The organism is Prauserella sediminis (assembly GCF_014195435.1).
GTDB lineage: Bacteria > Actinomycetota > Actinomycetes > Mycobacteriales > Pseudonocardiaceae > Prauserella > Prauserella salsuginis.
Genome location: NZ_JACIBS010000001.1, coordinates 2,863,665 through 2,887,017, shown reverse-complemented (window position 1 = coordinate 2,887,017; position 23,353 = coordinate 2,863,665). Strand labels below are relative to the sequence as shown.

Annotated in this window: 19 protein-coding genes, 1 tRNA gene and 2 pseudogenes; 14 read left to right on the top strand and 8 right to left on the bottom strand. The window is 68.6% G+C overall.

The genetic code is table 11. The features are described 5' to 3' along the window. The first annotated feature begins 51 nt into the window (after positions 1–51). The 3 genes from FB384_RS13145 to FB384_RS13135 all read left to right on the top strand — a co-directional run bounded on the left by FB384_RS13145 (position 52) and on the right by FB384_RS13135 (position 3,389). The gene (locus FB384_RS13145; protein WP_183783078.1) at positions 52–831 is read left to right on the top strand and encodes a DUF1295 domain-containing protein; all 780 of its coding nucleotides are present in this window, start codon (positions 52–54) and stop codon (positions 829–831) included. A 43-nt stretch (positions 832–874) separates the two neighbouring features. After that, a complete protein-coding gene (locus FB384_RS13140; RefSeq protein ID WP_228726015.1) occupies positions 875–2,590 on the top strand; it encodes a molybdopterin-dependent oxidoreductase in 1,716 nt (571 codons plus the stop codon). A gap of 109 nt (positions 2,591–2,699) precedes the next feature. Then, positions 2,700–3,389 (top strand): fasciclin domain-containing protein, encoded by a 690-nt coding sequence (locus FB384_RS13135; RefSeq protein WP_183783077.1) that lies wholly within the window; start codon positions 2,700–2,702, stop codon positions 3,387–3,389. Positions 3,390–3,503: 114 nt separating this feature from the next. On the opposite strand, the gene FB384_RS13130 is transcribed toward FB384_RS13135, so the two are convergent. After that, positions 3,504–4,007 carry a MarR family winged helix-turn-helix transcriptional regulator gene (locus FB384_RS13130; RefSeq protein ID WP_183783076.1) on the bottom strand — a complete coding sequence of 168 codons (504 nt, stop codon included), beginning with the start codon at positions 4,005–4,007 and terminating at the stop codon, positions 3,504–3,506. An 87-nt stretch (positions 4,008–4,094) separates the two neighbouring features. On the opposite strand from FB384_RS13130, the gene FB384_RS13125 reads away from it, so the two are divergent. After that, positions 4,095–6,188 carry an MMPL family transporter gene (locus FB384_RS13125; RefSeq protein ID WP_183783075.1) on the top strand — a complete coding sequence of 698 codons (2,094 nt, stop codon included), beginning with the start codon at positions 4,095–4,097 and terminating at the stop codon, positions 6,186–6,188. A gap of 168 nt (positions 6,189–6,356) precedes the next feature. Here the strand turns inward: FB384_RS13125 and FB384_RS13120 are convergent, their stop codons facing one another. Both FB384_RS13120 and FB384_RS13115 read right to left on the bottom strand, forming a co-directional pair. Then, positions 6,357–7,802, bottom strand: a complete 1,446-nt coding sequence (locus FB384_RS13120; RefSeq protein ID WP_183783074.1) for an MFS transporter — start codon at positions 7,800–7,802, stop codon at positions 6,357–6,359. 21 nt (positions 7,803–7,823) lie between these two features. Then, positions 7,824–8,393, bottom strand: coding sequence for an NADPH-dependent FMN reductase (locus tag FB384_RS13115; protein ID WP_183783073.1), 570 nt, complete (start codon positions 8,391–8,393; stop codon positions 7,824–7,826). A gap of 104 nt (positions 8,394–8,497) precedes the next feature. Between FB384_RS13115 and FB384_RS13110 the strand changes: the two genes are divergently transcribed. Continuing rightward, positions 8,498–9,133, top strand: coding sequence for a TetR/AcrR family transcriptional regulator (locus FB384_RS13110; RefSeq protein WP_183783072.1), 636 nt, complete (start codon positions 8,498–8,500; stop codon positions 9,131–9,133). Positions 9,134–9,172: 39 nt separating this feature from the next. Here the strand turns inward: FB384_RS13110 and FB384_RS13105 are convergent, their stop codons facing one another. The 3 genes and pseudogenes from FB384_RS13105 to FB384_RS27505 all read right to left on the bottom strand — a co-directional run. Beyond that, a complete protein-coding gene (locus tag FB384_RS13105; RefSeq protein WP_183783071.1) occupies positions 9,173–9,565 on the bottom strand; it encodes a VOC family protein in 393 nt (130 codons plus the stop codon). 146 nt (positions 9,566–9,711) lie between these two features. Further along, a complete protein-coding gene (locus FB384_RS13100) occupies positions 9,712–11,349 on the bottom strand; it encodes a glycosyl hydrolase (protein ID WP_183783070.1) in 1,638 nt (545 codons plus the stop codon). 175 nt (positions 11,350–11,524) lie between these two features. Next, positions 11,525–12,598, bottom strand: a pseudogene (locus tag FB384_RS27505) (glycosyl hydrolase); the annotation flags it as partial. A gap of 408 nt (positions 12,599–13,006) precedes the next feature. On the opposite strand from FB384_RS27505, the gene FB384_RS13090 reads away from it, so the two are divergent. The 9 genes and pseudogenes from FB384_RS13090 to FB384_RS27500 all read left to right on the top strand — a co-directional run. After that, complete coding sequence (locus FB384_RS13090; protein WP_183783069.1) at positions 13,007–13,966, top strand: Lrp/AsnC family transcriptional regulator; 960 nt, start codon at positions 13,007–13,009, stop codon at positions 13,964–13,966. A gap of 27 nt (positions 13,967–13,993) precedes the next feature. Beyond that, positions 13,994–14,776 (top strand): aspartate/glutamate racemase family protein, encoded by a 783-nt coding sequence (locus FB384_RS13085; protein ID WP_183783067.1) that lies wholly within the window; start codon positions 13,994–13,996, stop codon positions 14,774–14,776. Further along, the gene (locus FB384_RS13080; protein WP_183783060.1) at positions 14,773–15,453 is read left to right on the top strand and encodes a hypothetical protein; all 681 of its coding nucleotides are present in this window, start codon (positions 14,773–14,775) and stop codon (positions 15,451–15,453) included. Before FB384_RS13085 ends, FB384_RS13080 begins: the two co-directional genes overlap by 4 nt. Further along, entirely contained in the window at positions 15,450–15,608 is a 159-nt protein-coding gene (locus tag FB384_RS13075; protein WP_183783059.1) for a hypothetical protein, read from the top strand. Before FB384_RS13080 ends, FB384_RS13075 begins: the two co-directional genes overlap by 4 nt. Beyond that, positions 15,608–17,077: a sodium:solute symporter family protein gene (locus FB384_RS13070; protein ID WP_183783057.1), complete on the top strand. Its 1,470-nt coding sequence runs from the start codon at positions 15,608–15,610 to the stop codon at positions 17,075–17,077. Before FB384_RS13075 ends, FB384_RS13070 begins: the two co-directional genes overlap by 1 nt. Positions 17,078–17,107: 30 nt before the next feature. Then, complete coding sequence (locus FB384_RS13065) at positions 17,108–18,322, top strand: dipeptidase (RefSeq protein WP_183783055.1); 1,215 nt, start codon at positions 17,108–17,110, stop codon at positions 18,320–18,322. Positions 18,323–18,757: 435 nt separating this feature from the next. Continuing rightward, positions 18,758–19,780, top strand: coding sequence for an LLM class flavin-dependent oxidoreductase (locus tag FB384_RS13060; RefSeq protein WP_183783054.1), 1,023 nt, complete (start codon positions 18,758–18,760; stop codon positions 19,778–19,780). Between the two features lie 101 nt (positions 19,781–19,881). Further along, positions 19,882–20,706, top strand: coding sequence for a DUF72 domain-containing protein (locus FB384_RS13055; protein WP_183785455.1), 825 nt, complete (start codon positions 19,882–19,884; stop codon positions 20,704–20,706). 506 nt (positions 20,707–21,212) lie between these two features. Next, positions 21,213–21,419, top strand: a pseudogene (locus FB384_RS27500) (NUDIX domain-containing protein); the annotation flags it as partial. 315 nt (positions 21,420–21,734) lie between these two features. Here the strand turns inward: FB384_RS27500 and FB384_RS13045 are convergent. Both FB384_RS13045 and FB384_RS13040 read right to left on the bottom strand, forming a co-directional pair. Continuing rightward, a tRNA-Leu gene (locus tag FB384_RS13045) sits at positions 21,735–21,808 on the bottom strand. A 122-nt stretch (positions 21,809–21,930) separates the two neighbouring features. Next, positions 21,931–23,253: an NAD(P)/FAD-dependent oxidoreductase gene (locus tag FB384_RS13040; RefSeq protein ID WP_183783052.1), complete on the bottom strand. Its 1,323-nt coding sequence runs from the start codon at positions 23,251–23,253 to the stop codon at positions 21,931–21,933. Positions 23,254–23,353 lie beyond the last annotated feature (100 nt).

Here is a 23,353-nt window from a genome sequence, read left to right as displayed (position 1 = left end):
CCGTGGAGCTGGACGGAACCGGCGGCACGACCGCGATCCGGGAGGGGCCCGATGAACCTGGTGGCCGCCGCAGCGCTCGCACTCGGTGTGGCGTTGCTCGTCGTCGTGGTCACCTTCGGTGTCGCACGGTTGCGGGGCCGCTACGACACGATCGATACCGCCTGGGGCGCCGGATTCGCAGTGATCGCAGCCGTCGGCTTCGCCGCCGACCCGACCGATGCCGGCAGTCCGCTGCTGGCGACGGTTCTGGTCATCGTCTGGGGCATCCGACTGTCGGTGCACCTTCACCTACGCAACGCCGGGCAGGGCGAGGATCACCGTTACCGGGCGATGTCGGCACGGGCGAGATCGCATCCAGGGGCGCGGATGTTCTTCCGTACGTACCTGACCCAGGCGGGGGTGATGTGGTTCGTCTCGCTCCCGGTGGTCTTCGCACAGCAACGGCCGGCCGAGATCGGTGTGCTCGGCATTCTCGGCGCGCTGGTGTGGTGCGTCGGGTTGACCTTCGAAGCGGTTGGCGACGAGCAGCTGCGGAGGTTCACCGCGGACCCGGCGAACAAGGGGCGAGTGCTCGATCGAGGGCTGTGGCGCTACACCCGGCATCCGAACTACTTCGGCGACGCCTGCGTGTGGTGGGGGCTGTACCTGATCGCCGCCCAGCAGCCGCCCGGTGCCGCGACGGTGCTCTCCCCGGTACTGATGACCTGGCTGCTCGCCCGCGGCACCGGAAAGCCGATGACGGAACGTCGGCTGCGGGAAACCCGGTCCGGCTACCCCGACTACGTCTCCCGGACAAGCGGTTTCCTCCCTCTACCGCCCAAGAAAGGCTGACCCCGCAACCAATCGTCGGCCGCATCGGAAACGAATCATCGGTATGTCAACTCCAACGGCCGCTCGCCGGCCCGGTGCGCTCCGCGCGATGTTCGCGAGCATTTCCGCGGTGGCGTTCGCCCTCGGTATCGGGCATCTGACGTCGGGACTCACCCAGCCGAACGCGTCGCCGTACCTCGCCGTCGGCAACACCGCGATCGACCTCACGCCGGAGCCGGTGAAGCAGTTCGCCATCCGACAGTTCGGCGATTCGGACAAGCTCGTCCTGCTCGGCGGTATGGGTGTGGTGATCCTGCTGCTCGCGGTGGTCGCCGGGGTGCTTTCACGGCGCACCGCCACGCCCGGCCTCGCGGTGATCGGAGCGTTCGGCGCGATCGGGGTGATCGCCGCGTTGTTACGCCGCGACCTGACCGCCCTCGACACGCTTCCCGCCGTTGCGGCTTTGGTGTCCGGCATCGGAGCGTTCGGGGGGCTCCACCGGCTCGCTTCGCGTTCGGCGGCGCCGATCCGCCCACGCGGCCACAAGGCCACGGGCGAACACACCGACCGCGACGCCGGCACCGGTTCAGCGGACTCCGTACCCAGCGGCGCCGACGAGGAGAGCGGCTCCGAGGAGCACGGTTCCGGCCGCGCGGCCGATTCGCGAACAAGCAGGGACCGAGGTCCGGACGGCGATGCGACGGTGGTTGCGGCCACGGCCGCATCGCGGCGAACGTTCGTACTCGCGGTGGCCGGCGTCGCGGCGGCCGCCGGCGGAGCCGCGGCCGGCGGGCGGCTGCTCGCGAACCGATCCGGAGTGGATGCGGCCCGCACCGAGGTCGGACGCCTCGTTCCGGCCAATCCGCCCGTCCCGCGCGGTGCGGACTTCGCTTCGCAGGGAACGCCGTCGTTCATCACCCCGAACAAGGATTTCTACCGGGTCGACACCGCGCTGTCCGTGCCCGGGATCCGACTGGACGACTGGCGGCTGCGCATCCACGGCATGGTCGACCGGGAGCTGACGCTCGACTTCGACGGTCTGATCACTCGAAGGATCGAACAGCGGACCATCACGATGACATGCGTGTCCAATCAGATCGGTGGCGATTACGTGTCGACCGCGACGTTCACCGGCGTCCCGATTCGGGATCTGCTCGACGAGGTCGGCGTCCGAAACGGCGCCGGGCAGGTGTTCAGCACGAGTGTGGACGGCTACACCGCAGGCACGCCATTGGATGTACTGCGCGAGGCCGATCGCGGCGCACTCCTCGCCTACGGAATGAACGGCGAAGCGCTGCCCGTCGAGCACGGTTTCCCGGTGCGAATGGTGACGCCGGGCCTCTACGGCTACCTGTCGGCGACCAAATGGCTCGTCGACATGGAGCTGACGACATTCGACAAACAGACCTACTGGGAGCAGCGCGGCTGGGCCGAACGCGCGCCGATCAAGACACAGTCCCGAATCGACCGCCCGCAGCCGTTCCAGAAGTTCCCCGCCGGGAAGTTCACCCTCGCCGGTGTCGCATGGGCGCAACCCACCGGCGTCGAACGGGTCGAGGTGCGGGTGGACGGTGGCCCGTGGCAGCAGGCCGAGCTCTCCACGGAGGTCAACGAACAGACCTGGCGGATGTGGCGGGCGGAGCTCGAGTTCGCACCGGGCGGACACGACATCGAGTGCCGCGCCACGGACGCTTCCGGCTACACCCAGCAGTCTCGTCGGGTACCGACGGTGCCGGACGGTGCGACGGGTTGGCACTCGATCTTCTGCACCGCCACCTAGCAACATTTTCCTGGTTTTTCCACTTCGGACACCAATCGATCCGGGCGGCGGCTTCGAATGCCGATCAGAGCCCGGGATTTTCGGGAACTGAAACAAGGAGTTGATTCCAATGAGGACCATCCGTCGGCAGGTCGTGGTGACCGGTGCGGTCGCCGCACTCGCACTCGGGCTGAGCGCGTGCGGTGGCGCCGAGGACACCGCGGACCAGGGCGAGCAGGGCGGTGGCCAGGATCAGGCATCGTCGTCGGCTCCGCCGAGCTCGTCCGGCAACGGAGGCATGAACGCCGGTATGACCACCGCCGACGACGTCTTCGGACCCGGCTGCTCCCAGGTGCCCACAGACCCGAACGACGAGGGTTCCGTGCAGGGCATGGTCGACGATCCGGTCGGCACGGCCGCGAGCAACAACCCCCTCCTGACGAAGCTCACCGCCGCGGTCAAGGCCGCAGGTCTGGTGGACACGCTGAACAAGCAGGACGCGAACTACACCGTGTTCGCACCCGCCGACCCCGCGTTCGAGGCCATCCCGGCCGACCAGCTCGACGCGCTGCTGAACGACCCCGAGAAGAAGGACGACCTCACCAAGACCCTCACCTTCCACGTCGTACCTGAACGCATGGACGCCGCCGGGCTCGTGGAGGCGGGTTCGGTCGAGAGCGTCGAGGGTGGCGACGTGAAGATCGGCGGCACTGCCGACGCTCCGACGGTCAACGGAGCGAAGGTGCTGTGCGGCAACGTGCCGACGGCCAACGCCACCGTCTTCGTCATCGATGAGGTGCTGCAGCCCGGGAAGCAGTGATCGATGCACAGGGGTCGGGGGACGCAGGGCCGACGTGTCCTGCCTCCCCCGACGACTGTGCGCCGGCAAGCGAGCGACACTTCCACACGGGCGCTTCCGCTGGCTCGTCCGGCATCATTCGACGTCCTCCTGCAGTCGTGTTCGGACAGTCGTGGTCGCGCGGATGCTGGCCGTCAGGAACCGGACGATCGTGTCGCGTTCGTCGACGTCGAACGACGACCAGGCTCGCTCCAGCTCCGCGCCGAGTGGCCGGAACAGCTCGTCCCCGAGTCGCCACGTCGTCTCCGGCAGCTGGAGTTCGATCCGCCTGCCGTCGTTCGCACTCCGGCGTCGCCGGGCGTGCCCAGCGGTCTCCAGGCGGTCGAGCACCGCGGTGGTCGCGGAAGCGCTCAGCTGCAGCGCCCTGGCCAGCTCTCCGGGCGAGATCGAATCGCCCCCGCGGACAGCGTCCATGATCACCACGAGAGCGTTGAGGTCCGTCCGGTACAACCCGTGTGCCTCACCGAACATCTCCGCGAACCGATCGGTCTCCACGTTCAGCTGGCGCAACAGACGAATCAGCACGGCGTCCGGATCCTCGGGATCCGACAGGCCACTTGCGGTTTCCCCGTCCACCATGCGCTACCTCCTCGCTGCCGCCGCTGTTCAGGCAATGTAGTTTGACGATCGAAATACCCTGCGGGCACGGTGACCGGGAGCCTCACGATGAGACCTGATGGCCATGATGAAGCCGATGGCAGAGTGCGGCGCCGTCGCATCCTGCGATGGTTGACCCCCGCACTGTTGATCATCATCTGGCTCATCGTTGGCGGAGTGGGCGGACCGTTCGCGGGCAAACTGAGTGAGGTCGCCGAGAACGACAACGCCGCGTTCCTGCCCGAGACGGCCGAGTCGACCAACGTCGCAGCACTCGAGCGCAAGTTCACCGACGACGAATCGGTGCCCGCCATCGTCGTCGCCGAACGAACCGCCGATGTGACACGCGCCGACCGACGGTTCCTCGCCGAGACGTCCGCGGAGTTCACCGAGGTACCCGGCGTGCCGGGTGAACTTCCGCCGCCCATCCCCTCCGACGACGGTCGGGCTCTGCAACTGGTGGTGCCGATCGCCGCCGACGTCGCACCCGACACCGCTGTCGAGCAGATCCGCGAGCTGCTGGCCTCCGACCGACCCGAAGGCCTGACGGTGCTCGTCACCGGGCCCGCGGCGCTCGGCGCCGACCTGGGAGAAGCCTTCGGGGGCATCGACGGGCTCCTGCTGCTCGTCGCGGGCTCGGTCGTCGCACTCATCCTGATCCTGGTCTACCGCAGTCCGCTCCTGCCGGTCCTGGTGCTGCTGTCCGGTGTGTTCGCGCTGGGACTGGCCAGTCTGGTCGTGTATCTGCTGACCGACCACGGCGTCATCGACCTCAACGGGCAGAGCCAGGGCATCCTGTTCATCCTGGTGTTCGGTGCCGCGACCGACTACGCGCTGCTGCTGGTTTCCCGGTACCGGGAGCAGTTGCGGGACTCGGACGACCGCCTGGCCGCGATGGCGGCCGCGTGGAAGGCGACCATCGAGCCGATCGCGGCATCGGCCGGCACCGTGATCCTCGGCGTACTCTGCCTGCTCTTCAGCGACCTCCGGTCCAACCAGGGCCTCGGCCCGGTAGCCGCGATCGGCATCGGCTCCGCTCTGGTCGCGGCAACGACGTTCCTGCCGGCCGTGCTCGCCGTGTTCGGCCGGTCGGCGTTCTGGCCGTACCGGCCGAAACTGGGCTCACCCCATCCCGAGGAGAGCGGCTTCTGGCGGCGGATCGCGGCCCGGGTGGGCTCGTCACCACGGCTGATCTGGGTGGCCACCACTGTGGTGCTGCTTGTGGGAGCGGCATTCCTCCCGCAGCTGCGCGCTTCCGGCACCGCCGAGTCCGACGTCTTCCTGAACGAGGTGGACTCGGTCGCCGGCCAGGAGGTCCTGAGCGAACATTTCGTCGCGGGTTCGGGCAGCCCGGCCGTGATCATCAGCGACGCGGACCGGGTGGCCGACGTGGCAGCCGCGGCACAGGTCGACGGCGTTTCCGAGGTCTCGATCACGACCGGCCCGAACGGCAAGCCCCGGACGGAAGGCGGATTGACCCGTATCGAGGCGACCCTCTCCGATCCGGCCGACTCGGAATCGGCCGTCGCCACCGTGGAGCGACTGCGCAACGCCGTGCACGCGGTGCCGTCCGCCGATGCGAAGGTCGGCGGAGGCACCGCGACCCTCCTCGACACGCAGAACATCTCGGAGCGCGATCGCACTCTGATCGTGCCCATAGTGCTGGTGGTGATCTTCGCGGTGCTCGCGCTGCTGCTGCGCTCACTGCTGGCGCCGCTGCTGCTGATCGCGACGGTCGTGCTGTCGTTCGCCGCGACCATGGGCGTTTCCGCTCTCGTGTTCAACCACATACTGGACTTTCCCGGTGCCGATCCCGTCGTGCCGCTGTTCGGGTTCGTGTTCCTCGTCGCGCTCGGCATCGACTACAACATCTTCCTCATGACCAGAGTCCGGGAGGAAACGCTCCGGCGGGGCACCAGGGCCGGTGTCCAGCGCGGCCTGACGGTCACCGGTGGTGTCATCACCTCCGCCGGGGTCGTACTGGCCGCCACTTTCGCGGCCCTGGCGGTGCTGCCGATCCTCTTCCTCGCGCAGATCGCGTTCATCGTCGCGTTCGGCGTTCTGCTCGACGCCCTGATCGTGCGGTCGCTCCTCGTCCCGGCCCTGGCCATCGACATCGGCGGGCGCATCTGGTGGCCGTCGCGGCTGCGGGAACGCGACTGAGACGGCGCTCCTCGCACCAAGGGAAGCGCCGACTCCCCCGTGTTCCGCGCCCATCACCCGGCGCCGCCCCTCGACGAGCGGTGGCATCCTCGCGCGCGTGTTGCACCCGGGATGTCGCCACGACGTCGATGCGCGACCGGTGTGGCTGCGGAGCCCGGCACCTGCCGGTCACGTCGCCACCGGCGTCGCCGGTGCGTTCCCGGTGAGCTGGCGGACAGGGGCCAGCAGCGTGCTGACCGCCACCGCGCCGAGTGCGGTCAGGGCCGCGACGGCCCAGAGGATGGCGTGCCAGGCGTCGGTCAGGTACAGGGCGTGCTCCCCGTTCGTGAGCGTGCCCGTGGCGACGGCGCCGGCGTCGTCCCCGACCGTGCCGCTCAGCAGCGTGATGAGCACCGAGCCGAACAGCGCCATGACCAGGGTCTGAGTCCCGCCCCTGACGGTGTTGAGCAGTCCGGCGGCCATGCCGGTGCGTGACTGTTCGACCTGGTTCATGGCCTGGGCGTCGATGAGACCGGTGGCCAGACCGATCCCGATACCGATCGTCAGCAGCGGGCCGAGCAGTTCCCAGCCGGTGATCCCGGGGTGCAGCCGGGTGAGCCAGGCGTTGCCCGCCGAGATCAGCAGCAGTCCCGTGGTGATCAGCAGCCGTGGCGGCACGCCCCGGTTGACCAGCCGTCCGGTGAGTACGGGCAGGAACAGTGTCGGGACCGTCGACATCATCGTGATCAATCCGGAGTCCCGTGCCGACATCCCGACGGCACCCTGGAGGTAGGTCGGCAGGTACGAGAGCATCCCGCCGAAGCCCAGCACCATCACCACACCGGCGAGCAGCCAGCCGACGAAACGCCGGTTCCGCAACAGCGTCAGGTCCAGCACCGGATGCGCGTTGCGCCGTTCGACGACGACGAACGCCGTGAGCAGCGCCGCGCCGCTCGTGAACAGTCCGAGTACCAGCGGGCTCGTCCACCCGACGCGGGAACTCTGGGTGATGGCGAACATGACCGAGGCGATCCCGGCGATGAACGTCACCGCGCCCGCCCAGTCCACGCGCGTGCGCTGTGCAGCGCGGTACTCGGCCATCGCGAGCGTGCCTGCCAGCAGCAGTACGCCCGCGACGGCGAAGGCGCCGAATGTGGCGCGCCAGCCGAGTGTGCCGACCAGCCAGCCGGCCAGCGTCGGGCCGATCGCCATGCCCACGCCCGCGATGGTCCCCATCGCGGCGAAGGCCTTGGTGCGCTCGCTGCCGGTGAACGTCGACGCCAGGATCGCGCCGCCGCCCGCCATCACGCCGGCGGCACCGACCCCGGTGATCGTGCGGGCCACGTCGAGCAGCACGATGCCCGGCGTGAGAGCCGCGACGAGATTGCCGAGCGCGTAGGTCACCGCTCCGATGCGGTAGATCCGGCGCTTGCCGAACAGATCGGCGGTCGACCCGGCGACGAGCATGAACGACGACGCGGTCAGGAAGTAGCCCGTCACCACCCATTGCAGGACGGTTCCCGAGGCCTCGAGCGATGTGCCGATGCGGGGCAACGCGACGGTCGCCCCGGACATCGACATCGGCAGCGTGAGATAGCCGAGCAGTACGACGGCCAGGGTCAGTTTGTTCTTCACTGTTTCTCGGCCTCCGCCTCGTCACGCTTCGTACGGGTCGACGGCGCGCGCGTTCCGCAGCGCGCGGGCCCACCAGCTCAGCTGGCCGAGCATGCCCTTGGCGGCGGCGTTGCAGCCCTCGTCGAGCGGGGCGCCGGACTCGTCGAAGTGGTTCCACGCGTTGTGGAAGCTGACGGAGTCGCGCACGGTCGTCGCGTGCAGTTCGGCGAAGACGAGGCGCAGCTGTTCGACGGCGCGCAGGCCGCCACCCATGCCGCCGTAGGAGACGAAGCCGACCGGTTTGGCCTGCCACTCGGAGCGGTACAGGTCGATCAGGTTCTTCAGCGGCGCGGGGAAGCTGTGGTTGTACTCGGGCGTGACGACGACGTAGGCGTCGGCCGCCGCCAGGCGTTCGCCGAGTGCGCTCACGTGGGGGTCCGGTGCGGCCCCGAAGTCGATGACGGTGGGCAGCGGGATCGTGGCCACGTCGATGACGTCGACGTCGATCCCCTCGAACTGTGCGGCCTGTTCGGCGAACCAGTCGGCCACGGTCGGGCCGAAACGGCCTTCGCGGTTGCTTCCGACGATGACGGCGAGGCGCAGGGCAGACATGGACACTCCTGGATGTCGAGGTGCGGGATGCTGACAACTGGTAAAGTACAACATGTATTGCACTAGGTGCAATAGTCGTTGTACTTATCTGATGGGAGTGTGCTTTGAGCAGGGAAAACGAACCGCAACGCGGAGCGGCGAAGCGGCAGGCCATCCTCAACGGCGCCCGCCAGGTGTTCGGACGTGACGGCTACAGCCGCGCCAGCATCGGCGCGATCGCCGGCGAGGCCGAGGTGTCGACCCGCACCATCTACAACCACTTCGCCGACAAGAAGGAGCTGTTCCGCGCGGTCATCCTGGAAAGCGCGGAGCAGGTTCGCGAGGTGCAACTCGCCGACCTCGAGCGGCACCTCGGCAAGATCGTCGACCTGGAGGCGGACCTGATCGCACTCGGCCGCGCCTTCACGACCGTGATGCCGCGGTTCGGCGCACATTTCGCCCTGGTGCGGCAGATTCAGGCCGAGATCGGGCACGTCCCGGACGACGTGCTGCGGTCGTGGCAGGAGACCGGGCCGGGGCCCGTACAGGGAGACCTCGCGCGACGGCTGGCCGAACTGGGTGAACGTGGTCTGCTGGAGATCGACGACGCCCACCGCGCGGCCCGGCACTTCGTCGCGCTGGTCGGGAGTGAGATACAGGGCCGCACCTACTACGGCGCCCTGCCCATCGACGACGCGGAACGCGACGCGATCGTCACGGCAGGCGTGAAGGTGTTCCTGCGTGCCTACCGGCCCCGATAGACACGCAGGAACACCGGGACCTGCCGGGACCCGCGGTCGTCAGAGCGGGTCGATGCGAGCCTTGAGCAGGCAGAAGGTGTTGCCTTCGGGATCGGCGAGCACGTTCCACGGCTCCCCGCCGTTCTGGCCGATGTCGGCCTGCCGCGCGCCGAGCTCCAGGAGCCGTTCGAGTTCGGCGTCGGGGTCACGGTCGGTGGGGTTGAGGTCGATGTGCAGGTTGGACTTCGCCTCGGCCGGCTCACCGGTGCGCAGGATGATGGTCGGCTGCGGACCGCCGAAACCTTCGCGCGGGCCGATCTCGATGGCGTAGCCGTCGACGTCGTCGGGATACTCGCGGCCGAGCTCGACGAAGTCGAGAACCTCGCACCAGAACCGCGCCAGCAACTCGGGGTCGCGGCAGTCGAGCACGAGCTCACCCATACGACACGCCATGGACGAAACCTACTTTCACCGTGGGATCAGCGGACGGCCACCGCGACGGGCTCGCCGGCCCGGCGGCAACGAGGCGCGACCGTACCCGGCGCGCCGGGCACGTGCGACGGGTTTTCCGGACTGTGGGTTGTCGGGTGTTCGCGACCTCACCCCTCGACCTCGACCAGCCGCACCGGGCCGAGCAGCCCGGACGGCTGCACGTCCCACTCCGCAGGCGGCGTGGTCCGCCAGCTCATGAAGTAGTCGTCGGGCAGCGTCCCGCCCCGCGCCATCGCCCGGACCCGGTTCGCCGCGAGGTTCGTCACCTCGATCTCCAACACGTTCTCACCGGGCCGGAGCGCCTCCCCGAGCGGAATCCGGAACGGGATCGCCCACGCGACGCCGACCTCGGTGCCGTTCACCGTCACCCGCGCCGTCTCCCGCACGGTGCCGAGGTCCAGCGCCCAGGAACGTTTCGCGTGCTCGGGCGCCAGCGTGAACGTCAGCGAGTACCGCGCGGTTCCCGAGAACGCCGCTTCCGGTCCGCCCAGCTCGGTCCACGACACGAGTTCGTCCAGCATGCGCCGACGTGGGAGGTCCGGACCGCCGTCCAGGAACTCCAGGGACCACCGGCCGCGGAGGTCGCGGCGCTCTCCGGTGGGGCTCGACGTGCGGTAACCGGGTGCGCTGATGCGCTGCCGCTCGAACGCTCTGAGGACGATGCTCTCGCCGGGGTCGAGCGACACCTGCACCTGGCTTCCCTGCCCCGCACGCCGGTGCCGGGCGCGGCCACGTTCGTCTCGCAGCGGATCGAGCGCGGCTACCGACTCCGCCGTGGTTCCGAGCGTGTGCCAGCCACGGACCGGTTCCGCGGTCAGGTTGGCCACGAAGTAGTCCGCGCCGTCGTCGTGGAACCGACGCACCACGTGCAGACCCGCGTCGGCCAACGGTTCGCGCACCGCGCCGGCATCGGCGAGCACATCGTCCACACCGCCGCGATCGGTGACCACGACCCGGCCCGCGCCCACCCGGCGCGTCCCACGGGAGTCCGTACCCGCAGTCAGCGCGGCGGTCAAATCCCGCAGCCTGTTGCGACGCTCGTCGAGCCCGCCCAAGCCGGGAACGTCTCGGGGCGGTGCGCCCACGAAGATCACCGTCGCTCCGGCGGCGGCGAGCTCGTGAAGCTTCGCTAGCGTGCCCACCGGCATCAACTCGGCGCCGGGAACAACGACAGCCGCATAACCGGACCGTCCATTGGAGACACCGCCACGGCGGCCGTCGAACTCGGCCAACTGCCGGTCGGACACCCAGTCGAACTGCCAGCCGCTGCGCTCCAGACCACCGACGACCTCGTCGGCGCCGCTCGGATGCGGATACATCCAGCCTTCGCCGTCCCAGTGATAGTCCGGGGTCAGCTCGCCGTCCTGCTCCCGCATACCGCCGCCGTTCGGCGTGGCCCACACGTCGTGCTGCGGCCAGTACACGAGCACGTCGTTGCCGTGCCGGCCGTGCTGCAGGATCGACTGGCAGCGCGTGATGTATCCGGTCAGCTCGGAGACGTACCGCCACCACGGGTTCTCCGGTCGCAGCTGGGTGGCCGCGTAGAAGTTGACGCCCGGCCACGGGGCTTCCTGCGGCGAGTACGTGGTGCCGTGGAACACCACGTGGTTGATCCCGGCGGCGAACAGGATGTCGACGGCGGGCTTCACCTGGGACAACGACACGTGATGGTGCTCGTCGCGCCAGGTGACCGTCTCCGCGCCGACGAGCTTGCCGCCGTTCAGGTGGGCGGCCGAGGACGCCATGCGCCACCAGCGGAACGGGATCCTGGGGACCGGCGCCGTGCCGCAGCCCCGGAATCGGGATGTTCTCACCGCCGGTGTACTCGGTCTCCGGAATGTCTGCCGCACCATAGATGTCGAGCAGGTTCGCGGGCGAGCCGTGTGCCTGATTCCGGGTGAGCCAGTCGCGCTTCCCGCTGAACTCGGTGAACGGCCGCGCGAAACGCTCGAGGAACAGATCGGAGAAGGTCTCCCGGACATCTGTCAACAGCCGGGCCCGTTTCTCGGGCGCGGCGTGCTCATCGAAGAGCTCCGGCAGGTGCGGCGTGAGGTCGTAGCCGCGGAGTCGGGCGAAGTCCCGCAGCGCTGTCGGAGTCCAATCGATTCCGCCCAATTCGAAGGAGTCGTGGAACAGCGCGCGGATCCCGTTGCGGTCACCGACCGCGTCGCCGAAGTGGTCCAGATGGCGCCGGATCGCGCTGTCGTCGAAGTAGTCCGCCATCAGGCCCTTACCGCCGGGTCCGGCTCGTTCGACCCGCTTGAGGACCCAGCCGTTGAACACACCGGTGAGAGTCCAGTGGCCGGGCGGGGCGGTCCAGTCCAGCTTCCGGTTCTCGTCCACGCGCGCGGTCAGATCCACGGTGTCGCCGGTCTCGACCTCGCGAGCCACGAGCGCGGCAAGGTCCGGCTCGGGAATGGGCGGCATCGGCGGGCGCAGGTCCGGGCGCGACAGTCGCTCCTCGTCGACCAGATCCGGATGCGGCGGATGAATCGTTTTCACCGGCTCGTCGAGCCGCTGCCCGCCCCGCAGCTCCCAGTGTTCGACGAGAGCACGACCGGCGCTGTGCCGCACGTCCATCCACGGCCCGCCGAAAGTCCAGCCGGAACCGGAGGTCAGGTCGACACCCAGGTCACGCTCCGCCGCCGACCGGAGCGCGGTGTCCAGAGCGGTGAACCATTCGCGACTCAGGTACCAGCGGATCCGATCCTCGTCGCCCTGGGATTCGTAGATGGGTTGGATCTCGACTCCGCCGAAACCGTTGCCCGCGAGCTGATCGAGTTCCTCGCGAAGACCGTCCTCGGTGACTGCACTGCCCAGCCACCACCAGCGGGTCCACGGTCGTGTTTCGCGATCGAATGCGGGCCAGCTGAGCGAACCCGGCCCACCGCCCGGAGCCACCCCCTGCGCCGCCTGCGCGGGCAGCGCCGCACCGCCGACCACCGCGATCCCCGTCAACGCTCCGCCGTAGATGAACTGCCTGCGATTGAGCATTTCCACCCGCCTCGTCGTTGAAACGTTTCAAGAAAAACTAATCGTTTGCAAAGCGAACAGTCAACTGCGACGCCGACAGCCGGGGCGTATCCGTCGCGGCGATCGATACGGGCGCGCGCCCGTGCGCCGGAGACGTCGAAGGCAGCGGCACTGCCGGGGCCTCACCGACATCCGTGCGCAACTCGCCTGGAAGTGACGCACTCGGTCACGGCGCATTCGGTCACGGCGCACTCGGTCACGGCGCACCCGGCCACCTCGTACCGCCGCACACTTCGGCACAACCGCGCGTCACAGGCCGATCTCATGCATAGATATGTACATATGAGCCCCAATCACGTACGTTCATCCAAATCAGGCCTGAATCGCCCAGAACCTAAGGCTGGGTGTGCACCCGCGGAGGAACTCAACGTGCCGGAACTCAGCGACCTCGACCGCCGTATCGTCGCGGCGCTGCAACTGGATGGCCGCAGCTCGTGGGCCGACGTCGCCAAACTGGCGGGCACCACGGAGAGCACGGCATCGCGCCGGGGTGGCCGACTGCTCGACGACGGCACCGTGCACGTGGTCGGCGTCGCGGATCCGCTCGTCTGCGGACTCGGGCAACCCGTGCTGGTGCAGCTCGCCTGCGCCCCCGACTCCGTGCGGCACGTCGTCGACACTCTGGCCGAACGCACCGACACGCGGTTTCTCACCATCACGACCGGCGATTGGGACGTCGTGACCGAACTGATCGTGCCGTCCCAGCACCAACTGGTCACGACACTGATCGACGAGCTGGGAGCACTACCAGGCGTACATCGCTCGTCATCGGCGCTGATCACCAAGAACTTCACGATGCGCCACGACTGGAGTCGCGACCTGCTCGGCGATGTCGATCACTCACCGGAGCCGGGCACCACGGACGCCCCGAACGGAGTGGAGCTCGACGACGTCGACCGTCGCCTCCTCGCGGTGCTCGCGGAGGACGGCAGACGCCCGTACCGCGACATCGCGAAAACGCTCACGCTCGGCGAGACCGGCGTACGCCGGCGCGTGGAACGGCTCGTGGCCGAGCGCGCCCTCGTGTTCAGCACGCTCGTCTCGCCCACGACGCTCGGTTTCCGCACCGAGCTGTTGCTCTGGCTCCGCGTGGCCGCCGATCGCCTCGACGAGGTCGCCCAGCTCGTGGCGGCCCGGCCCGAGGTGCGGTACGTGTCCGCGACCGCAGGCTCGGCCGACCTCGTGTGCGAGGTCATCCTCCCGCAGCCCTCGGAGATCTACACCTTCACCACACGGGTGCTGGGCGCACTGCCCGGCATCCGCTCCATCGACGTGGCGCTCGAACTGGAGAACCACAAGCGCGCCTACCGGCCGTTCACGCTCGAATGAGCCGGTCCAGACCATCCTGGAGGTCCGATGCAGCTGACCTACCTGCTCCCAGCGCCGATGCACGTGACACCGCTCGGCGAAACCGAGATGCGACGCCGCGCCGACCTGCTCAAGCAGTGGGCGGGCGACGACACTCGCATCACCGTGACCGCCGTCGACCGGGGCCCGGCCTCGGTCGAGTCCGCCTACGAGGAATATCTGGCCGTTCCGGCGATGGGCACCGCACTGCGACGCGCCGAACACGACGGGGCCGATGCCGTCGTGCTCGGCTGCTTCGGCGATCCCGGACTCGACGGCCTGCGTGAGATCGCCAGCTCGCCGGTTGTCGGGCCCGCAGCCGCGGCGATGTCGCTGGCCTGCACGCTGGGCCACCGGTTCACGGTCGTCACCGTCGCCGACGGTGTCCGCCCGCTCCTGCGCCGGATCGCGTGGGAGACCGGCGTCCTCGACGCACTCCACGAGGTTCGCTCCGTGGAGCTGTCGGTTCTCGCCCTCAACTCCGACCACGATGCGGCTTACGCGGCGTTGCGCTCCGAATGCGCGAACGCCCTCGCCGCCGGCGAGGCCGACACCCTCGTCCTCGGCTGCATGAGCATGGGCTTCCTCGGCGCGGCCGAGCGGCTGACGGCGGAACTCGGCGTGCCCGTGATCAACCCGATCCGCGCCGCGATCCACCATGCGCAAACGCTGCACCGCATGGGCCTGTCCCACAGCAGGCGCGCCTACCCCCGCCCACCCGCACTCGCCGACGACGTCGTCGACACCGGCCTGCTGCGCGAAGCGGAACACCCCATGGAGGTCACCGCATGACGAGAAGAACCGTCATACCCGTGGTGTTCGCCGTCGGCGCGATGCTCGGTATCGCCTCACCGGCGGCCGCCCAGGAGGAATCCGCGACGACCACCCTCACGCGTGCGGACGTCTCGGTCACGATGAACGACGGCGCCGACGATGTCCTGCGCGCGACCTACGAGCTCGGCGAACCCACGACCGAGGCGACGCCGGTCACGCTGCTCCTGCTCCCCCGAGACAACGCCGAGATCACGGAACTCACCGCGGTGAGTGGGCTGACCGAGCTGGGTCCGACGAACGGGATCCGCGCCGACGCCACGCTTCCCGCGGGAACCTCGGAGTACACAGTGGAGCAACGCGTACGGCGCGCGGACGGCGAACACGGCCTGCCACTGGCGATCCCCGACATCGCAACCGCCCGCACCGCGAACGTGAACATCGAGATCACGCTGCCGCCGGGAATGCGGCTGACCGGTGATTCCCTGCCGTCGTACAACTCCGGCACCTCCGATGACGATCGGACCGTGCTACACCACCGCGGCCATTCGCTCCCGTCCGTGCTGGTCGCGGAGTACGGGAACACCTCACGGGCCTCGATCGGGTTCTGGTCGTCGACGGTCGGCCTCGTGCTCGTCACCGTCGTCATCATCGCCTGGGCTTACCACAGCTTCCGAAAGGAGCGTGTCCGCAGATGAACGCGCTCGCATCCGCAACCCTGATCACCCCGTTCGGCGTGCCGTTCGACACGGCCGTCATCGCCGGAATCGTACTCACGATCCTCAGCGTCGCGCTCGCCGGCCGGAGACCCCGGAAGACAGCCGACCGCGACCGCGACGGCGGTGATCGGTGATGGATTTCCGCACCGCATTCCTCCTGCTGCTGACCGGCTTCCTCATCGTGCTCGTGTTCGAAGGCTGGCGGTCGTATCGCGCCAGCAGCGGCGAGGAGGACTACTTCGTGGCGGGCCGCAAGGTCGGCGCGTGGGCCGGTGGCGCCAGCATCGCCGCCACCCAGATGAGCGCGGGCACCTTCGTCGGCACCGTCGGGATCCACTACCTCACCGGCGCGTCGTTCATGTGGGGCTGGGCGGGTATCTGGGTCGCGTTCCTGATCGCCGCGTACGTCATCGCGCCGCGGCTACGCCGGTACGCACACGAGCGCAACGCCCTGACCTTCCCGGACTTCATCGCCGACCGCTTCGGCGGCAAGATCCCCCGCGCCGTGATCTCCGTGCTGCTGGTCCTGTCCTATCTCGTGTTCATGTCGGCGCAGTATCAGGCGGGCGGCGTCATCCTCGAGACCGCGTTCGGTATCCCGTTCTACTGGGGTGCGGTGATCCTGATGGTCCTCGTCGTGGCATACACGGTGATCGGCGGCATGACCGCGGTGATCCGCACCGACTTCCTGCAGCAGATCATGATGGCCATCGGCATCGTCGTCGGCCTGCCGCTGCTCATCAGCCACGCCGGCGGGTTCTCGGCGCTCACGGAATCGCTGCCCGCGATCGCGCCTGACTTCATCGGCTGGAGCTTCGGCTGGAGGGAGATCGGCGGCTTCTGGCTGGGATTCGGGTTGGCCGCACTGTGCGCGCCGTATCTGCTGCTGCGGTTCTATGCGATGCCCGACGACCGCACATGCCGCCGGGCATCCGGGGTTGCACTGTTCTTCGTGCTGCTCACCGGGATCTGCATCGGCGTCGCAGGAATGGTCATGCGGGTGCTGTACCCGAACCTTTCCATCGCCGACGCGGCGTCGACCGTGCTGTCGTCCGAGGTACTTCCCCCGTTCGTCGGCGCGCTGCTGCTCACCGCGGTCGTCATGGCCGTACTGAGCACAGTGGACTCCGTGCTGCTCGTGGCGGGACCGGCGATCTCGCATGACATCTACACCGCCCTGATCCGGCCGGGCACGTCCGAACGGGAGCGGACACGCATCAACCGCTGGGCGACTCTCGTGATCGGCGCCCTCCCGGTGCTGCTCACGCTGCAGGAACTCGACATCGTTCAGTTCGTCGTCCTCAGCTACGCCGCGCTGCTCGGCAGCACGGTCACGGCCCCGATCCTGCTGGGGCTGTACTGGCGGCGGGCCACCCGCGTCGGTGCCGTCTGCGCGATGGTTGCGGGCTTCGGCACGTGCCTGGCCTGGTACGTGCTCGGCAGTCCCGTCGTCGAACCGATCGTTCCCGGCGTGGCCGCCGGCTTCGCGGGCATGATCATCGGCTCGCTCGCGACCAAGCCGATGCGCCCCGACGACCTGACGCTCTTCTTCGACAACCCCACTCGACCCCCCGAGGACCACGGGGCCGTCACCACGGCCTGAGCCGGCTACCCCTGGAAGGAGAACATCCACATGTCACAGAAGAGCGGTGCGCAGCCTTTGCGTTATCAGGGCTACCGATCTTTCGACCACCTCACCCCCGGTGAGGACTATCGCGAGTTCACGCTGGCGAAGGAGATCGGCCGGGTTCCCTCACGAGGACCTGAGCTCTCGGATGCGCAGCGAAGCCGGGTCGCACAGCTGCTGGCAGACAACACCGTGATCTCGCTGCACGACCACACCAGCGTGTTTCCCGAGGACATCACCGAGACCTTCGACTACAACCGCACCGGCAGGCACCACACCGGCTACGAGGGTCTTTCGCTGTCCGGTATCGACGCCGTCTTCGAGAACTTCATGGACGGCACCTGCTGCATCACCTCGCAGATGGGGTGGAAGTGGGAGGACGTGCTCGTCGATCTGGGCATGCGCTACTCCGATATCGCGAAGCAGGACTTCGTGATCAGGGCCGAGCGCGTCAGCGACATCGCGGCAGCGCGCGCGAACGGCCAGATCGCGCTCGTGCCCGCGCTCGAGGCGGCGACGCCGATCCAGAACGAGGTCGACCGCCTCGACGTGCTCTACGGGTTCGGCGTACGTCAGTCGGGTATCGCCTACAGCGAGTCCAACACCCTGGGCACCGGGTTGCGGGAACGTCACGACGGCGGGCTCACCTATTTCGGTGAGAAGGCCGTGCAGCGCATGAACAAACTCGGCATCGCCATCGACGTGTCGCACTCCGGCGACCGCACGAGCATGGACACGATCAAGGCGTCGAAGGCACCGATCTTCATCACTCACGCGGGAGCTCGCTCGGTGTGGCCCACCAAGCGTATGAAGCCCGACGACGTGATCATCGCCTGCGCGGAGCGTGGCGGCGTGATCGGCATCGAGGCGGCGCCGCACACCACCATGAGCACCAACCATCCGGCCCACAACCTCGATGCGTTCATGGAGCACTTCACCTACTGTGTCGACCTCGTCGGCATCGACCACGTGGCGTTCGGGCCGGACACACTCTTCGGCGACCACGTCGGCCTCCACGACACGTTCGCCAAGCACCTGTCGATCTCCGCGGCGCACGACGGCCCCGAGTTCGACAAGGTCGAGTACGTCGACGGCATCGAGAACCCCGCCGAGGAGTTCCACCACATCACCGGATGGCTCGTCGCGCACGACTACTCGGACGACGAGATCGCGAAGGTGCTCGGCGGCAACATCCTGAGGGTGCTCGACCAGGTGTGGTAACGGGCCGCGGTCGTGGGTGTTCCGGGGTCGTCGTCACCGCTCCGGACACCCACGACCGTGCCCGAGAACTAGAGCGTCCGAGAACTAGAGCGCCCGAGAACAGAGCGCCCGAGAACAGAGCGTCGCGGCCCATCGTGCGGAACGGGCCGATCATCACGACAACGCCGGCCCCGGCGCGGTGGGCACGAGTTGTGGCGCCGCCCCGACTCGGGAGCGACTTCGCCGGTGCCCCGAGTCGGGTCTGCAACGAATGGAGACAGCGCCGACAAGGGACTCCTCACCTGCACTGTGACGGTAGACGCCGTATCCGCCCCTCTCCAGGTCGTCCGATCCGGGTTCGTCATGACCGGCCCGGATCGGGCGTTCCAGGCCTGAACGCCGCGAGGCCGTCGCCGTGCGGCGGAACAAATCTCGTCGTGCGGCGTTGCACCCGGAGTGAAGAAGATCGGGTTCCTGTCTTTCGGCCACTGGTCCGACGCGCCGCACTCGCAGACACGCTCGGCCTCGGACGCGTTGCTTCAGGCGATCGAGCTCGCCGTCGCGGCGGAGGAGCTCGGGGCCGACGGCGCCTACTTCCGCGTCCACCACTTCGCGAGGCAGCACTCGTCGCCGTTTCCGCTGCTGGCCGCGATCGGCGCGCGCACGAGCCGCATCGAGATCGGCACCGGCGTGATCGACATGCGCTACGAGAATCCGCTCTACACAGCCGAGGACGCCGGCTCCGCCGACCTCATCGCGGGCGGGCGGCTGCAGCTCGGCATCAGCCGCGGGTCGCCCGAGCAGGTCGTCGACGGCTGGCGCTACTTCGGCTTCGAGCCCCGGGAGGGCGCGAGCGACGCGGACATGGCCCGCGAGCACACCGAGACGCTGCTCTCGACCCTCGAGGGCAAGGGCTTCGCGCGGCCACACCCGCGCCCCATGTTCCCCAACCCGCCCGGTCTGCTGCGCGTCGAGCCGCATTCGGACGGCCTGCGCGAGCGCGTCTGGTGGGGCTCGGGCTCCAACGCCACGGCGGAGTGGGCGGCACGGCTCGGCATGAACCTGCAGAGCTCGACGCTCAAGGACGACGAGAGCGGCGAGCCGCTGCACGTCCAGCAACGCAAACAGATCGAGGCCTACCGCGAGGCGTGGCACGCGGCAGGACACGAACGCACACCGCGAGTCTCGGTCAGCCGCAGCATCTTCCCCATCGTCAGCGACCTCGACGACATGTACTTCGGCGATGCAGGCGAGTCCGAGGACAAGGTCGGCTACCTCGATGCGGGCACCCGCGCCGTCTTCGGGCGCTCGTACGCCGGTGAGCCGGACGTGCTCGTCAAGCGGCTGGCCGAGGACGAGGCGATCGCTGCCGCCGACACGCTGCTCGTCACCGTGCCCAACCAGCTCGGGGTCGACTACAACGCGCATATCCTCGGCAGCATCCTCACCCACGTGGCGCCGGCACTCGGCTGGCACTGAGCGCGGGGCGACAGGCATAGCGCGTAGTCATCGACGGGTGGCGGCGTCGATGACGGTCGAAGGGAGCTGATCGGGTGGCACGTCTTCATGTCGGCTGTGCGATGTGGACACACCAGGCCTGGCAGGGCCGGTTCGTGCCGCCGTCGTTGCCGGCCGCGCGACGCCTGCGTGCCTACGCCGGCTGGTGCAACGCGGTCGAGGGCAACACCACCTTTTACGCCACGCCCACGCGCGACGCCGTCGCGGGTTGGGCGGCCCAAACCGACTCCGACTTCCGGTTCGTGCTGAAACTGCCGAAGATCGCCACGCACGAGCGCAGGTTCGCCGGCGTCGAGGCCGAGATGCGCGCGTTCCTCGACGCGATCGAACCGCTGGGCGAGCGCGCGGTGCTGTGGACACAGCTGCCGCGGTCGTTCGGCCCGCCTGCGCTCGACGCGCTCGGCCGGTTCCTGCGCAGGCTCCCGCCCGACCTCCCGCGTGCGGTCGAGGTGCGAGATCCCGTGTTCTTCACCGACGCCGACGCAGCCTCCCGACTCGAGGCCACGCTCACGGGCGCGAACGCCGAGTGGGTCCCCTTCGACACGACCCTGCTGTTCCGCAGCCCGCCGACCAGTGACGCCGAACGGGAAGCGTGGAGCCAGAAACCACGGCTGCCGCGGCGAACACGCGCGCTGACCGACCGGCCGATCGTGCGCTACCTCGGCAGGGACGCGGTCGACGAGACGATCGCGGGCTGGGAGCCGTGGACCACGGTGGTAGCCGACTGGCTACGCGAGGGCCGCTCACCCACGGTCTTCCTGCACACTCCCGACAACCGCGACGCGCCCATGCTGGCCCGCCGATTCCACCACGATGTCCGAACCCTGGTGCCCGACCTCGACCCGTTGCCCGAGCCGGAGCCGGTCGAACCGGCAACCCTGTTCTGACAACACGGGTGCGCTCACCGCAGCACGAGCGCGCCGCGAACGTCTACCGATCAGACGGGGATCAGTGAACGAGATCAGCTTGCCGGCGGCGTGGGCATACGCGATCTCCCTAGTCGTGGACTCGCCAACGTAGCCACCGGGTCGACGCCCGGAACCCGGTCAGCCAGGTCGATCTTGCACAGGTGGCGGGCGTCTGACGAAGCCTGCTGCTCATCGTTGATCAACTCGTCTGTTTCGCCAGGCGCGACGACGATGACACCCTGCGAACGTTGGATCACGGTTCGCCGCGCGCATCTCGTCTGCGAACCGGGCAGCCGCAGATGCAAACGATCTCAGGTCTGTCGAGCACAGCCCTACAGTTGCGGGCTGAATACCAGGCGGCGCTCTCCGCAATGTCCGAGGGCAGCCGCGACACGCGCTCAGCCTTGGTCGGGATCGACCAGTTGACCGTGGACGCCGGTCGCCGATGCCGGCCTCGCGGCAGCGGGGTGCGATGACGCACCGGCGTGGCTGCACGCTCATCGGACGCCGACGGAGCCACTCGCGGCCGAGGTCTGGGGTCACCGACCCGGCCTGCAGCCACATCCCTGCTCGTACGGGACCGCGTGCGCACATGGGTGCCGCCCAGCGGCAAGGTCGAGCCGGGCGAGACACCGCGGGCGGCTGCGGCCCGTGAACTCGTGGAGGAAACCGGCGTAGCGGCCGAGTTACTGTCTGCGCTGGCCGCGGCGGCAGTCCGGTCCTTCCGTGCCGACTGGGCACCGACGCTGCGCCTGAGCTATGGGGGTGTCATAAGCCGTGATGTGCCGCTCAGCGGTGAGGCTGGGCCGCCATCGAAGTGGGTCGACCTGGACGAAACATGGGAGAGCGTGTTCCCAGGGGACCGCAAACGCATCCACGCGCACGTGTGCCGCTTGGCGACGGGCACCATCGAGGGCACGCGCCGAGGCCCTTACCGGTCCGCGGCCGGACGACCTAGCCGATCAGCCTCAGGATGTCGTCGGGCAGCACTGTTCCCATCCTCGAAGTGCCCCCGACGGGGTTCGAACCCGCACTGGATCGGTTTTAAGCCGACTGCCTCTGCCGGTTGGGCTACGGGGGCACCTAGCAGCTTAAGGCCCTGCGCACCCGCAACGGCCGTGAACCCCCACCACCGAACAACGAATGCGGCCCCGAGGTCGTTCACCTCGGGGCCGCATTCGACGTTCACACCGCGCGCAGCGGTCAGGACTTGGACGCCCGAGTGAACTCTTCCTTCGGGTTGTTGATCTGCCCGAGCGAGATCGTCTCGCGCTTGAACAGTCCGCCGAGCGCCCAGTCCAGCAGGATGCGGACCTTGCGGTTGAAGGTCGGCATCGCGTGGACGTGGTAGACGCGGTGGAAGAGCCAGGCGGGGAAGCCCTTGATCTTCATCTTCATCGCGTCGGCCACACCCTTGTGCAGGCCGAGACCGGCGACCGCACCCAGGTTCTTGTGGTAGTAGTCCGTCGGCTTGCCGCCGCGCAGCGAGGCGATGATGTTCTTCGCCAGGTGGCGAGCCTGCCGCACGGCGTGCTGCGCGTTCGGCGGGCACGTGGCCGTCGGATCCTCCTCGGTGCGCGAGAGGTCCGGCACGGCGGAGACGTCGCCGGAGGTCCAGACGTCCGGGTGGCCCACCACGTTGAGTGCGGCCGTCGCCTCGAGCCTGCCGCGCTTGTCGGTCGGCAGGTCGGACTCGGCGACCACCGGGTTGGCCTTCACGCCCGCGGTCCAGATGATGGTGTCGCTGTCGAACTCGGTGCCGTCGGACAACACGACGTGGCCGTTCTCGAACGACTTCGCCGCCGTCGACAGGTACACCTCGATGCCGCGCTTCTCGAGCTGCTCGACCGTCCACACTCCGAGGGTGTCGCGCACCTCCGGCAGGATCCGCCCGGCGGCCTCAACGAGCACCCAGCGGATGTCGTCGGGGTCGATGTTCTCGTAGTACTTCGAGGCGTCCCGCGTCATGTCCTCGAGCTCGGCCAGCGCCTCGATGCCGGCGAAGCCGCCGCCGACGACCGTGAAGGTCAGCAGGCGCTTGCGCAGGTCGGGGTCCAGCGTGCTGGACGCCTCGTCGAGCTTGGTGAGCACGTGGTTACGCAGGTAGATGGCCTCGCCGACCGTCTTGATGCCGATGCCCTGCTCGGCGAGGCCGGGGATCGGCAGCAGGCGCGGCACGGAGCCGAGCGCCACGACGAGCACGTCGTAGCCGAGCTGCTCGATGTGCCCGTCGGCGGCCTCGACCGTCACGGTCTTGCGCTCGTGCTCGATCTTGTTCACGCGTGCGGTGAGCACGTGGCAGCGTCGGAGCACCCGGCGCAGCGGCACCACCACATGCCGAGGCTCGATCGACCCGGCAGCCGCTTCCGGCAGGAAGGGCTGGTAGGTCATGTGCGGCTGCGGATCCACGATCGTCACGGACGCCTCGTTGGCCCTGAGCTTCTTCTGGAGGCCCAGTGCCGTGTAGAGGCCGACGTATCCGCCGCCGAGGATGAGGATCCTCGTCGGTTCCGACTTGACTGCCATGTGCTTAAGTTTCCCACTAACCGCCAGTACCCACTAACCGGGTTGGCCAGGTGTGATCGGTGTCGCCGCCTTAACGCAAACGATTCAGTTGACATGAGCT